This window comes from Leuconostoc falkenbergense (assembly GCF_045801155.1).
GTDB classification, from domain to species: Bacteria; Bacillota; Bacilli; order Lactobacillales; family Lactobacillaceae; genus Leuconostoc; species Leuconostoc falkenbergense.
This window is the reverse complement of the sequence record NZ_CP174386.1, coordinates 1,507,237-1,520,278: the sequence shown is the minus strand read 5'-3', so window position 1 is coordinate 1,520,278 and position 13,042 is coordinate 1,507,237. Positions and strand designations below refer to the sequence as shown.

General features: G+C 40.1%; 11 protein-coding genes. All 11 read left to right on the top strand.

From position 1 onward, the window contains the following. Positions 1 to 4 precede the first annotated feature (4 nt). The 11 genes from ACI3ES_RS07510 to rsmB all read left to right on the top strand — a co-directional run bounded on the left by ACI3ES_RS07510 (position 5) and on the right by rsmB (position 13,040). Positions 5 to 1,195 (top strand): galactokinase, encoded by a 1,191-nt coding sequence (locus ACI3ES_RS07510; protein ID WP_004910421.1) that lies wholly within the window; start codon positions 5 to 7, stop codon positions 1,193 to 1,195. Then, the gene (gene galT, locus ACI3ES_RS07505) at positions 1,195 to 2,703 is read left to right on the top strand and encodes a UDP-glucose--hexose-1-phosphate uridylyltransferase (protein WP_114667690.1); all 1,509 of its coding nucleotides are present in this window, start codon (positions 1,195 to 1,197) and stop codon (positions 2,701 to 2,703) included. Before ACI3ES_RS07510 ends, galT begins: the two co-directional genes overlap by 1 nt. 6 nt (positions 2,704 to 2,709) lie before the next feature. Then, positions 2,710 to 3,711, top strand: a complete 1,002-nt coding sequence (gene galE, locus ACI3ES_RS07500; RefSeq protein ID WP_036068764.1) for a UDP-glucose 4-epimerase GalE — start codon at positions 2,710 to 2,712, stop codon at positions 3,709 to 3,711. A gap of 192 nt (positions 3,712 to 3,903) precedes the next feature. Beyond that, the gene (locus tag ACI3ES_RS07495; RefSeq protein WP_114667237.1) at positions 3,904 to 4,878 is read left to right on the top strand and encodes a ring-cleaving dioxygenase; all 975 of its coding nucleotides are present in this window, start codon (positions 3,904 to 3,906) and stop codon (positions 4,876 to 4,878) included. A 60-nt stretch (positions 4,879 to 4,938) separates the two neighbouring features. Beyond that, on the top strand, positions 4,939 to 5,601 hold the full coding sequence (locus ACI3ES_RS07490) for an alpha/beta hydrolase (RefSeq protein WP_142511647.1): 663 nt from the start codon (positions 4,939 to 4,941) through the stop codon (positions 5,599 to 5,601). 87 nt (positions 5,602 to 5,688) lie between these two features. After that, positions 5,689 to 6,129, top strand: a complete 441-nt coding sequence (gene msrB, locus ACI3ES_RS07485; protein ID WP_004914812.1) for a peptide-methionine (R)-S-oxide reductase MsrB — start codon at positions 5,689 to 5,691, stop codon at positions 6,127 to 6,129. 84 nt (positions 6,130 to 6,213) lie between these two features. Beyond that, positions 6,214 to 6,981: a nicotinamide riboside transporter PnuC gene (pnuC, locus tag ACI3ES_RS07480; RefSeq protein ID WP_114667239.1), complete on the top strand. Its 768-nt coding sequence runs from the start codon at positions 6,214 to 6,216 to the stop codon at positions 6,979 to 6,981. A 39-nt stretch (positions 6,982 to 7,020) separates the two neighbouring features. Next, a complete protein-coding gene (locus ACI3ES_RS07475) occupies positions 7,021 to 8,163 on the top strand; it encodes a nicotinamide-nucleotide adenylyltransferase (protein WP_114667240.1) in 1,143 nt (380 codons plus the stop codon). A 77-nt stretch (positions 8,164 to 8,240) separates the two neighbouring features. Then, positions 8,241 to 10,652, top strand: a complete 2,412-nt coding sequence (gene priA / locus ACI3ES_RS07470; protein WP_114667241.1) for a primosomal protein N' — start codon at positions 8,241 to 8,243, stop codon at positions 10,650 to 10,652. Between the two features lie 89 nt (positions 10,653 to 10,741). Continuing rightward, positions 10,742 to 11,704 carry a methionyl-tRNA formyltransferase gene (gene fmt, locus ACI3ES_RS07465; RefSeq protein WP_114667242.1) on the top strand — a complete coding sequence of 321 codons (963 nt, stop codon included), beginning with the start codon at positions 10,742 to 10,744 and terminating at the stop codon, positions 11,702 to 11,704. Then, complete coding sequence (gene rsmB, locus ACI3ES_RS07460) at positions 11,697 to 13,040, top strand: 16S rRNA (cytosine(967)-C(5))-methyltransferase RsmB (protein WP_114667243.1); 1,344 nt, start codon at positions 11,697 to 11,699, stop codon at positions 13,038 to 13,040. The genes fmt and rsmB overlap by 8 nt, the downstream gene beginning before the upstream one ends. The last annotated feature ends 2 nt before the right edge of the window (positions 13,041 to 13,042 follow it).

Below are 13,042 nucleotides of genomic sequence, written 5' to 3'. Positions count from 1 at the left end.
TGAAATGTCTGATACTTACACAAAATTAACGCAGGTTTTTGAAAGTCAATTTCACCATTTGCCAAGTGATAAATTTTTTTCACCGGGTCGCATCAACTTAATCGGTGAACATACAGATTACAATGGCGGTCATGTCTTTCCAGCATCAATTACGCTAGGAACTTATGGCGTAGCGGCATTACGATCAGATCGTGATGTCAAAATTTATTCAACTAATTTTCCAGAACAAGGTGTGATTACCTTTGATATTGATAATGAAGACAAATTACCTCACGCATCTTGGGGTAACTTTGTTAAAGGTGTATTACAGGCTCTTAGAGGGTATGGTAATCAGTTTGAAAATGGTTTTGAACTAGTCATCGAAGGTAATATTCCAAATGGTTCAGGTTTGTCATCGTCATCATCATTGGAATTATTGATTGGCGTTGTCGCTCAAAAATTGTACCAACTTAAGATTCCAAGGTTGCAATTGGTTGCCAGTGGTCAACGAGCAGAAAACGACTTTGTTGGCGTTAACACAGGCATTATGGATCAGTTTGCAATTGGCTTTGGTGAAAAGGATCGGGCAATTTACCTTGACACTAATACGATGATTTATGAGATGGTGCCTATTCATTTGGGGGATTATGTAGTTGTCATCATGAATACGAATAAACGACGTGAATTAGCGGACTCAAAGTACAACGAGCGTGTTCGTGAAACGCAAGAAGCTGTATATCAATTGCAAAAATATGTACCTATTCAATATTTAGGTGAACTCGATAGTGATACATTTGATAAATATGCTGATAATTTATCCTCCGAAACCTTGCGTAAGCGTGCACGGCATGCAGTTTATGAAAATGAACGCACCAAGGTGGCTGTAAAGGCACTAAAAAATGATGATCTTAAGGAATTTGGTGAATTGATGAATGCTTCGCACCAATCGTTAAAAGATGACTATGAAGTTACTGGTATCGAACTAGATACTTTAGCCGAAACAGCGCAACAGGTTGATGGTGTACTTGGCGCGCGCATGACTGGAGCAGGTTTTGGTGGCTGTGCGATTGCATTAGTTCATCGCGATGCTGTTGCGCAGCTGGAAGAAACAGTGGGACGCCAATATGAATTAGTTGTTGGCTATGCACCATCATTTTATGTCGCTAATATTGGCAATGGGGCACACTGGGTAGGTGAAGTAGCGGGAGAAGCATAATGGCGGAAATTGATTTATTCACAGCATTCGCAAAAAAAATCATTGCAGAATCTGATTATACAACTGATGATGAAATTTATTTGGTCAATCAAATTATGGGATTAGTTGGTGAAACAAATCATAATACGGCGTCTCGCTTGGTAGATGATGACAGTGTAACGACCCTAGCGTTACTAGATCAGCTGACAGCTGTTGCCGAAAAAAATGGGACATTAGCGTTGCGTCAAATGAACACTGATATGCTAGGTGCGCAACTCATGAATTTTATTGTACCAAGGCCATCACAGGTTCGCAAAATGTTTTGGGAGCATTATCAGCAATCTCCGCGACAGGCAACTGATTATTTCTTTGATTTATCCCAACGCAGTAATTACATTAAAACACGTGAAATCAGTCAAAATATTTCTTATCCGGTAGACACACAATATGGTACACTGCAAATTACCATTAACTTATCCAAACCAGAAAAGGATCCTAAAGCGATTGCGGCTGCTTTGAAAAATAAAAACCAACAACAATCACAATATCCCGTGTCACAATTGGCAAAAGAAAATGAAGGATATTGGGGACGACTGGATTATGCAGCGCGCACCAATCATCGTGTTATTCCGATAACATTGGGACACGAAAAATGGTATTTTCAGTATTCGCCTTATGCTTATTTCAATGAACATGCTATTGTGCTCTCTGAACATCTTCGCCCGATGCATGTTGATCGCGAAAATTTATCACGATTGTTAGAGTTTGTGTCTAAATTTCCAGATTATTTCATTGGATCGAATGCGGATTTACCAATTGTCGGTGGCTCAATTTTATCACACGACCATTTTCAAGCTGGTCGTTATGAACTACCAATGGCAAAAGCAGTTATGAAAGAAAAAATTACCATTGCAGGTTGTGATTTACATGAAGCGGGTATTTTAAATTGGCCGATGACAACCATCCGCTTGATTGACGATGATCGTGAAAAGTTACTAAATGCCGCTGATAGAATTATGATGGCTTGGCAAAATTATGATGATGCCTCTCTTTCAATTCGTGCGTATGGTGATGATGGTGAACGGCACCACACGGTAACACCAATTGTTAGATTTCGAAGTGGCCATTATGAAGTGGATCTTGTATTACGTGATAATAACACATCTGATACTTTTCCAGACGGTATTTTTCATCCACATCCAGACGTCCAACATATTAAAAAAGAAAATATTGGCTTGATTGAGGTGATGGGGTTAGCGATTTTACCGCCACGTTTGAAAACAGAATTAGCTGAAGTTGCGCAATATTTATTAGGTAATGATAATAACATTGCAGAAAAACATCAAGCATGGGCAGATACTTTGAAGCAATCTGAAGTGATTAACGCGAATAATGTGACCCATATCGTGCAACAAAGTGTGGGACAGATTTTCAGTCGGGTACTTGAGGATGCAGGCGTCTTCAAAAATGATCAATCTGGGCAAGATGGTCTGGAAAAGTTTATTAAGCAAATCGAAGTAGGGGAATAAATCAAAATGGCAGTATTAGTACTTGGTGGTGCAGGATATATTGGCTCACACATGGTGAAACGGTTGGTTGAAGCAGGACGCGACGTGGTGGTTGTGGACGCCTTGTTCACTGGACACCGCGCAGCAGTTAATCCGGCAGCGACATTTTATCAAGTGGACATTCGTGATAAGGCAGCTTTGTCGGCAGTGTTTGATAAAGAAAATATTGAACAAGTGGTTCATTTTGCAGCCTTCTCAATCGTGCCAGAGTCAGTGGCAAACCCGCTGAAATATTTTGACAACAATACTAGTGGCATGATTACGTTACTAGAAGTGATGAAAGCACATGACGTCAAGCAAATCGTCTTTTCATCAACCGCCGCAACTTATGGTAATCCGGTTCATATTCCGATTAAGGAAACTGATCCGCAAAATCCGATTAACCCTTATGGTGAATCAAAGTTGATGATGGAAAAAATCATGAACTGGTCCGATCAAGCTGACGGGGTTAAATGGGTCGCGTTGCGCTATTTCAATGTGGCTGGTGCAGCAGAAGATGGCACGATTGGCGAAGACCACAATCCAGAAACACACTTGGTACCAATCATTTTGCAAGCTGGTTTGGGACAACGTGATTATATTGAAATGTTTGGTGATGACTATAATACACCAGACGGCTTTAATGTACGGGATTATGTGCATGTCTTAGACTTGGCAGACGCGCATATTTTGGCATTACAGTATTTAGCTGATGGGCATGAGTCAAATCAGTTTAACTTGGGGTCAGCAACTGGATTTTCAGTGAAAGAGATGGTTGAGGCGGCACGGGAAGCAACAGGGGTTGATATTCCGGCTAAGATTGGGCCACGTCGAGCGGGTGATCCTGATATTTTGATTGCGAATTCAGATAAGGCACGAGAGGTGCTTGGCTGGGCACCCAAGTACGATAATGTGCAAGACATCATCAAGACAGCTTGGCAGTGGCATCAGAGTCATCCTAAGGGTTATGATGATCGTCATAATGACTAGCCGATTAGTGATAAAAATATAAATAATTAAAGAAAACATCAACGAACGTGTGACGCATTTGGTTGATGTTTTTATTTTGAATACATATGCATTATTACAGTTATAATTAGTAAGTGGTATTACTTGCGATTATAATGTAATAGTGTATAGTATTAACTATACACTAACAAAAAGTAAGAGGAATAAAAGGCTATGGGGACAAACATTCGTGGTATTCACCACTTAACAACGATTACTTCCGATTCACCTAAGATTTGGGACTTTCTTACGAATAAATTGGGATTGCATTTAATTAAAAAAACGGTTAATCAAGATGATGTTCGTACGTACCATCTTTATTTTTCCGATGACCAAGGCGAGGGTGGCTCTGTTTTGACATTTTTTGACTTTCCAGGGATCCAAAAAGCGGTTTTTGGTACTGATGAAATTTCAAGAACGTCTTTTAGAGTACCTTCTCAAGACTCATTTGGTTATTGGCAAGCACGTTTTGATGAATTTGGTATTCGTTATGATTCAAAAACATACGAATTATTTGGTGCCACATACTTAAATTTTTATGATTTTGATGATCAACGATATGCTTTGATTGCCGACGATACCAATCCACGTCACAATGAATTAACGGGGCCACATACGCCATGGCAGCATTCTTCGGTGGATCCACAACATGCGATTGTGGGGCTAGGACCAGAATTGCTGACAATTAACAACCATGATGCAATGGATATGGTGCTGACCAAAGTAATGGGTGCTGAAAAAGTTGACACCAAAGACGATTATGCGTTATATGAATTTGATCATGGGGGTTATGGTGCGCAGGTCATCACATTGTTATCTCGCATAATACCGCGTGGCGTGCAAGGATTCGGTGGGCCACATCATTTGGCATTTATTGTTGACGATGAAGAAGCATTAAACTTTTGGATTAAGCGTCTACAAGAATTAGGTTTCCAAGATTCGGGATTTGTTGATCGTTTTTATTTCAAATCGGAATATTTCCGACCAACGCCGGGCATTTTGTTTGAATTAGCGACCAATGGGCCAGGCTTCTTAGTAGATGAAACTTATGAAGAAGCTGGTGTTCATCTTGAGTTGCCACCTTTTCTAGAGGATATGCGAACACAAATTGAGGCTAATTTGGTTGATTTTAATAGCCCTAAAAATTAATATGACAGAAAAACGGCTCATCAATGAATGGGTCGTTTTCTAGCATAAAGGAGTTAAGACATGGTTGATACGAACGATAGTATGATTAAGCAGAAATTGGATGATGTGCACCATTTGTTTATTGCTGGTAATCCAGATTTACCGACGGTTGTGTTGTTACATGGCACAGGTGGTGATGAAAATGACTTAGTACCTATTGCTAAATATTTGGCACCAAATCATCCAATTTTAGCTATTCGAGGTCGTGTTTTGGAAAATGGCTATCATCGTTTTTTTGAACGATACGCTGAAGGACAATTTAATTTAGTATCTCTTAATGAACAGACAGCTTGGTTGGTGAAATCAGTAACTGAATTATTAACAAAATATGATTTGAACACATCGTCAGCGTTAGCAATTGGATTTTCTAATGGTGCCAATATTGCTTTACATGCGCTGTTAACACATCGAGAAACACCATTCAAAAATGTCATGGCACTACATGCGATGCAATTAACGCCCATTACAGAGCCAGCCAAATTGCAAGGTAATCATGTTTTTTTATCGCACGGTAATTTTGACCCTATTGTGCCGCGTGACAGTTTGGATGCGTTAGTTGACAATTTGGCTCAGGCAAAAGCATTAGTGACTGTCTTCCGTCTTAATCAATCTCATGTTATTTCCAGTGAAGAATTGCAAGCTGCTAAAATTTGGCTTCAAGCTAATGATATTGATGAGGCGTGACATTTGACGGGATGACTTTGCTGTGTACAATTAAGGAGTATGAACCTCAGGATTTTTGTAGATTTATTGAATTAAAGGAGGATACAAATGGTGAAAGAATCTGATGAAGCGTTGCGCGCGCGTTTAACGCCGGAGCAGTACGAAGTGACACAACATGCTGCGACTGAGCGTGCCTTTACTGGTAAATATGATCAGTGGTGGGACGACGGCATTTTTGTTGATGTTGTGAGTGGTGAACCATTGTTTAGCTCTACTGATAAATATGATGCCGGCTGTGGTTGGCCTGCTTTTACTAAAGGCATTGACGAACATCACATTAAGCGGCACGTTGATTACTCGTTTGGTATGACACGAACGGAGGTAACGTCCAAAGAAGCCGGATCGCATTTAGGGCATGTCTTCACTGATGGGCCAATTGAAAAAGGTGGTTTGCGATATTGCATTAATTCAGCCAGCTTACGATTTGTGCCTAAAGCAGATTTGCAAAAAGAGGGCTACGGTCAATATCTGTCATTGTTTGAAAATTAAATTACGTTCTGATTACTTGACGATACTTTCTCTGCTCTAACTGTTATAATGGTAGAAAATAACATAGAATGTGGGAGAAATCACATGACTGAGGAGACAGTCTCACGGCGTTTTTGGCGTTATTTCAATCCAAAAAATATCGTTCGCGAACTATTATTTGGCTGGACATTAGCTGAAGGCACGCTGTTTATCGTTTTGGTAGCGCTACAAGGACTCGTATGGGGGCTGGGTGTTGCGCATAGTCATACGTTTGATTGGTTTGGTTTGACGACAGGGTTGATGAATATTATTACGGTAATATTAGTAGCCAAAGGTCGTATCACGAACTATTTTTGGGGTTTAATTTATTCTGTGATGTATATGCCACTAGCTTTTCAGTCGCAGTTATTTGGTGAAGTGGCATTGAGTGCTTTCTGGGTCGTCATGCAATTTGTTGGTATTGCGGCGTGGTTAGGATTTATGAAGCGTGATCAGATTACCCAAAAAGACAAGCAAGACGTTGTTGCAACAAAATATATGACACCTAAACAATGGCTATTTGTCATTCCAGTTTTTCTAGTTATTCTCGGAATTGTTGGACTAATTTTACAACAAGCAGGCTCACGTCAACCGTATATGGATGGTTTGACAACCACGATTTCTATGGGAGCGCAGATTTTACAGACCGCTAAATTTGCGGAATCTTGGTATGCGTGGCTGTTATTTGATATCGTGGAAATCGTACTTTGGGCGCGTGCATGGACTGGACATGCTGATCCCAGTGCTTTTGCCATGTTGGGTATGAATTTAGCATTGACTGTTAATGCTATTTACGGTATTATTCAGTGGCGCAAATTAACTAAAAAGGAATAGCAACATTTTCAATTAAATGCTGCAAAATTTAATAACATCATGATTACAATTGCAGGTAATTTATATAAAGATGATTTAGAAGGTCACAAAATCGGCGTGTTTTTTGGCACATTGGCCCCAATGCATGTTGGCCATCAAGCTGAAATTTATAAAGCAGCGGCTTTAAACGATGGTGTGGTTGTTATCGCATCAGGCTATACAGGAGATCGTGGCTATCAAATGGGACTACCCGTTGAAAAACGTTTCCGTTATTTGCGAGAAGCGTTCAGTGATGAAACGGACATTAAAGTAGACTATATCAATGAAGATGATATTCCACAAATGCCGAATGGCTGGGATGAATGGACTAATCGGTTAGTTGAAACCGTCAAACGCAATATTGTTGATGAACAAGCACAAATCACTTTTTATACTGGTGAAGCAGATTATAAAATGGAGTTAGAAAAGCGATTACCACAAACCGGTCAATTCAAAGTCAGTTTGATGGATCGCACTGTTTTAAAAATTTCAGGAACAGAGATTCGTCAGGATCCGATTGGTAACTGGGATTATATTAACCGAGTCTTTCGACGCCATTTTACAAAGAAAGTCACGGTCATGGGATCGGCTTCTACTGGGAAGTCAACGCTTGTTAGGCGTTTGGCAAGAACGAGTAATTCACCATTTTCTGAGGAATATGCTCGTGAATATCAAGAGCGCTCTAATGTGAGTGATGATGAACTAGTTGTGAAGGACTACATTCGTCTGATTCAAGGTCAATATGATGCTAATTCAAAAGAAATCAATTCACCCGCTAACAACGGGTTAACAATTTTTGATACAGATGCCATGGTCACCAAAGTGTACGCGGATATGTGGTTAAGCAAGGAAGATAATGCGCAATTACAACCATTGTTTGATAATACAATTGGTGAGGAATTAATTGATTTAATTTTAGTAATTCCACCAGTGACACCGTATGTAGATGATGGATTCCGTAATATGGATAGTGCTGATGATGATACACGTTGGCAATTCCATAATCAACTCATGCAAGTCATTGAAGATTATGGCTTTATGGATAAAGTTGTGATGTTAGATGCAAAAGGTGGTAGTGAGGATCCTTACGGCTATTATGCGCGTTATTTGCAGGCGTTAAATGCCATTCAAGAACGTACAGGATTTAACATCAAGCATATTTAAAAGATAGCAGACAAATGTTTTGTCTGTTTTTTATTTTGTTGGATGAAGTGATTTGCCAGCTCTGTTAAAATAGAGATATGAAGAAACAATATGCACAAATCATTGTTGATGTGCCAACAATGCAAACAGATCAACCTTATACATATGTCATTCCTGAAGAAATGATTGATCAAATTTTACCCGGCATGCGTGTCACGGTACCTTTTGGGCGTCGAGAAGTGATGGGGTATGTGGTTGGTATTCGTGCGACGACTGATTTGTCAGAAGATCAATTACGACCATTGACAACAATTTTAGATTTGTCCCCGGTTTTAAACACAGAATTGTTATCGTTGTCTGATTATTTAGCTGATGAAACCTTTGCATTTAGAATTTCGATTTTACAAACCATGTTGCCAAATGCCCTAAAAGCAGACTATCAACATTTTATAAAAATAGTCGGTAAAGTCAGTGATGACGTCGTTAATCGACTATTTATGGGATTGACCGAAATTGCATTTCATGCTAATCAATATAGCGACAAGGATTTGGCTACGTTAGCCAAACTCCGACGTCAACACAGCATCGAAGTTAGAATTGAAGTCAATGATCGGGCAAAAGTTAAAACACAATTAGCTTATCAATTTAGTCAAAATGTCGCGATGTTAAAGACGGCGCAACAATCATTGCGACCAACAGCTAAAAAGCAGGCGCAACTGATAGCATTCATTTTGCAGCATGTCGGTGAGACATGGCTAAAAAAAGAATTGCAAGAAATGCTACCGGTTAGTGATGAAACATTGGCACATGCTGTGACACATGAATGGCTTGTCAAAAAACAAGTTGAGGCATTACGCGATCCGTTTAAAGCAATGGTACAAAAAAGTGATCCGTTAGACTTAAACGATGAACAACAGCAAGCTTTTGATCGTATTTCATCCTCAGCTGATTTACATCGTTTTGCGCCTTTTTTGCTAGAAGGTATCACTGGTTCAGGCAAAACTGAAGTATACTTGCAAGTGGCACAACACGTCTTAAAGCAGGGCAAAACCGTGCTATTTTTGGTACCTGAAATTGCCTTAACACCACAAATGGTGCGACGTGTTAAAAGTCGTTTTGGAGAACAAACAGCCGTCCTTCATTCAGGTTTAAGTGATGGCGAGCGTTATGATGAGTGGCGACGAATTGAACGGGGTGATGTTCAAATTGTCGTAGGGGCAAGGTCTGCGGTGTTTGCACCATTAGACAATCTTGGGCTAATTATTGTTGACGAAGAACATGAAACGACATATAAGCAGTCTGATAATCCTCGCTACAATGCCCGCGATGTGGCCTTGTGGCGTGGTGAATATTATCAAATCCCAGTTATTCTCGGCTCAGCAACGCCATCATTAGAGACACGTGCGCGCGCACAACGTGGCGTTTATGAACGTTTGACTTTAACACAAAGAGCCGGCGGAGCCAAACTGCCTAAGGTTGATGTCATTGACATGAAAGATACCTTGGCTGATGGCCCTGAAACAAATTTTTCTGCTGAATTGAAAGACAAAATTGCTGATCGGTTAAATAAAAAAGAGCAAATTGTTCTGATGCTTAATCGCCGTGGTTTTTCAAGTTTTGTCATGTGTCGTGATTGCGGTTTTGTACCACGTGATCCTAATTGTAATTTAGCAATGACATTGCACATGGATTCGCACACGTTAAAGTGTCACTATTGTGGGCATGAGGAACCCATTCCGACAGTTTGTCCTAATTGTGGGTCAAAACGCATTCGCTATTACGGTACTGGTACGGAAAAGGTGGCCGTTGAACTAGCTGAGCTTTTCCCAACAGCACGTGTGATTCGAATGGATCAAGATACAACCCGAAAAAAAGGCAGTATGGACAAGTTACTGGAAAAATTTGGACGTCATGAAGCTGATATTTTACTAGGTACGCAAATGATTGCCAAAGGATTAGATTTTCCAGATGTCACCTTGGTCGGTGTTTTAAATGCAGACACGGCGTTGGGATTACCTGATTTTCACGCCAGTGAACGCACCTTTCAACTTTTAACGCAAGTCAGCGGGCGAGCAGGTCGCGCTCAAAAAAGTGGTGAAGTTGTTGTCCAAACTTTTAACCCGCAACATTATGCAATTGTTTTTGCTCAGCAGCATGATTATGAAGGGTTTTATCATCAAGAAATGCGCGCACGACATGCCGGTAATTACTCACCGTATTACTACACTGTTCAAATTCAAGCCAGTCATTCTGATGAAAATCAAGCGGCTTTGCAAATGCTACAAGTTGCACGTTGGCTACGTGCACATGTCAATCAAGAAGTCATCGTCTTAGGACCATCGCCAAAACCGATTGCCAAAATGCGCAATCGTTATTATTTCCAAATCATTCTCAAGTTTAAACAGCGAGATATGGTCGATAATCTATTGAAGACTTTACAGAATCGTTCACAAAATGCAAAAGGCGATTTGCGACTCAGTATTGACCGTGAACCAGTCTCATTTATGTGATGTGATATAATAAAGAAAAACAAATACCCGCAGTTAAACGGGTATTTTTGTTAGGTGAACAATTTAATTTTTTAAATCGAGGTAAATTAATGAGCTATACGGTTGTTTTTATGGGCACTCCCAAGTTTGCAGTGCCAATATTGGAAGCATTATTGGCCGATAATCAATATGAAGTGAAGGGTGTTGTCACTCAGCCAGATCGACCAAAAGGTCGGCGCCATGAGTTGGCCCCTAGCCCTGTTAAAGAAGCAGCAATGGCACATGGTGTTCGCGTTTTGCAGCCTGAAAAAATTAGTGGTTCTCCTGAAATGCAGCAAGTCATTGATTGGCAACCTGATTTCATTGTGACAGCAGCTTTTGGACAATTTTTACCAGAACAATTGTTGTCAGCCGCTCGAATTGCTGCAGTGAATACCCATGCCTCATTATTACCAAAATATCGTGGCGGAGCACCTGTCCATTATGCAATCATGAATGGCGATCAAGAAACTGGGGTTTCCATAATGTACATGGTCAAAAAAATGGACGCTGGGGACGTGATTGATGTTGTGAAAGTGCCGATTACTGCTAATGACAATGTGGGCACAATGTTTGAAAAGTTGAGTTTAGCCGGTCGTGATTTGTTAATGGCGACACTGCCTAAAATCGCCACTGGTGATATTCAACCAGTGGTGCAAGATGAAGTAGATGTGAGTTTTGCGCCAAATATTCCGCATGATTTGCAAAACTTGCATTTTGAAAACGAAACGGCACAACAACTTGACTGGCATATTCGCGGCCTTTATCCAACGCACCCTGCTTATATTCAAGTTGGTGGACAACGTGTGAAATTAATTGATGTCACACCACAACCTGATACAACAACGCAAGCACCAGGTACTATTGTGACCAAAACTAAAAAATCATTATCTATCGCAGCAGCAAAGGGTACTGTGATTACAATTAATCAATTGCAACCAGCAGGTAAATCAAAAATGGCAGTGAGTGATTATTTAAATGGTGCTGGTAAAAACCTTGAAGTAGGTCAACAATGGGTGACAAAACATGAGTGATAAACGGGTATACAGCGACAATCCTCGGGTTTTAGCGGTGCAAACATTAGCTAAAATCAAAAACGGTGCTTATTCTAATTTGCAACTGAATCAAGTCATCAAACAACATCATTTAGGTGAAGCAGACACGCGACTACTAACGACATTAGTTTATGGTGTGATTCAGCATCGCTTGACTTTTGAATACTGGTTGGCATCTTTTGTCAAAGGCAAAAAAATTGATGCATGGGTTACAGAATTGCTTTACACCGCGTTATTTCAAATGGTTTATTTGGATAAAATTCCGCAACACGCTATTTTTAATGAGTCAATTGAAGTGGCTAAAGTCATGGGGCATGTTGGGACTGCAAAATTTGTCACGGCAATATTGCATAATATTGATCGCCAAGGGTTACCGTCCACAACTGATATTTCAGATACAGTGACACGTCTTTCGGTTGAAGCAAGCCTACCCATCTGGTTAATTGAGACGTTGATAAATCAAAATGGTGAAACTAAAACACGGCAAATGATTGCCACAATTAATGATGCACCATCACAATCTGTGCGCGTTAATACTGCTTTGGCTAGTGATGATGAGGTTAAGGCTGCGTTGGAAGCAGAGAATTTTACAGCAATAGCATCAAAAGTTGCTGCTCACGCTTTTGTCGTAAATGGTGGTCATGTTGCAAGTTCAAAGGCTTATCATGATGGTCTATTGACGATTCAAGACGAAAGTGCAATGTTGCCGGTGGAAAGTTTGCAACTGACAGAAAACGTCAAAAATATTTTAGATGCTGCTGCAGCACCAGGCGGTAAAACTACACAAATTGCACAATATATCGCTGATGATGCTAAAGTATTAGCGCTTGATATTCATGAACACAAAATCAAGCTGATCCAACATAATGCTGAGCGCATGCATTTGTCCGATAAAATTAAAACACGTGTGCTTGACGCTCGCAAAGTGCCTGAACAAATTGATCAACAATTCGATCGGATTTTAGTTGATGCACCATGTTCTGGCTTTGGTTTATTACGCCGAAAACCTGAAATTAGATATGATAAAACACTAGCTGATGTTGAAAGTTTATCACGCTTGCAACTCGCAATTTTGAATTCAGTTAGCAAAAACCTTGCAAAAGATGGTATCATGGTTTACAGTACTTGTACAATTTTGCGTCAAGAAAATGACGATGTTGTGACAAGCTTTTTGAATGAAAATCCAAATTTTGAATTGATACCAACAGAAACGTCACAAAATCTTAAAGAAGATAGACATGAGAAAGTATTACATGTTTATCCCGATGATTATCACACTGACGGTTTCTTTGTTGCAGTACTAAGGAAAAAATAATC

Bases quoted from the DNA above. Each gene is read 5' to 3' on its own strand.
- ACI3ES_RS07510 (WP_004910421.1), top strand. From the start codon at position 5: ATGTCTGATACTTACACAAAATTAACGCAGGTTTTTGAAAGTCAATTT.
- ACI3ES_RS07475 (WP_114667240.1), top strand. From the start codon at position 7,021: ATGATTACAATTGCAGGTAATTTATATAAAGATGATTTAGAAGGTCAC.
- ACI3ES_RS07495 (WP_114667237.1), top strand. From the start codon at position 3,904: ATGGGGACAAACATTCGTGGTATTCACCACTTAACAACGATTACTTCC.
- galT (WP_114667690.1), top strand. From the start codon at position 1,195: ATGGCGGAAATTGATTTATTCACAGCATTCGCAAAAAAAATCATTGCA.
- fmt (WP_114667242.1), top strand. From the start codon at position 10,742: ATGAGCTATACGGTTGTTTTTATGGGCACTCCCAAGTTTGCAGTGCCA.
- ACI3ES_RS07490 (WP_142511647.1), top strand. From the start codon at position 4,939: ATGGTTGATACGAACGATAGTATGATTAAGCAGAAATTGGATGATGTG.
- priA (WP_114667241.1), top strand. From the start codon at position 8,241: ATGAAGAAACAATATGCACAAATCATTGTTGATGTGCCAACAATGCAA.
- msrB (WP_004914812.1), top strand. From the start codon at position 5,689: ATGGTGAAAGAATCTGATGAAGCGTTGCGCGCGCGTTTAACGCCGGAG.
- galE (WP_036068764.1), top strand. From the start codon at position 2,710: ATGGCAGTATTAGTACTTGGTGGTGCAGGATATATTGGCTCACACATG.
- pnuC (WP_114667239.1), top strand. From the start codon at position 6,214: ATGACTGAGGAGACAGTCTCACGGCGTTTTTGGCGTTATTTCAATCCA.
- rsmB (WP_114667243.1), top strand. From the start codon at position 11,697: ATGAGTGATAAACGGGTATACAGCGACAATCCTCGGGTTTTAGCGGTG.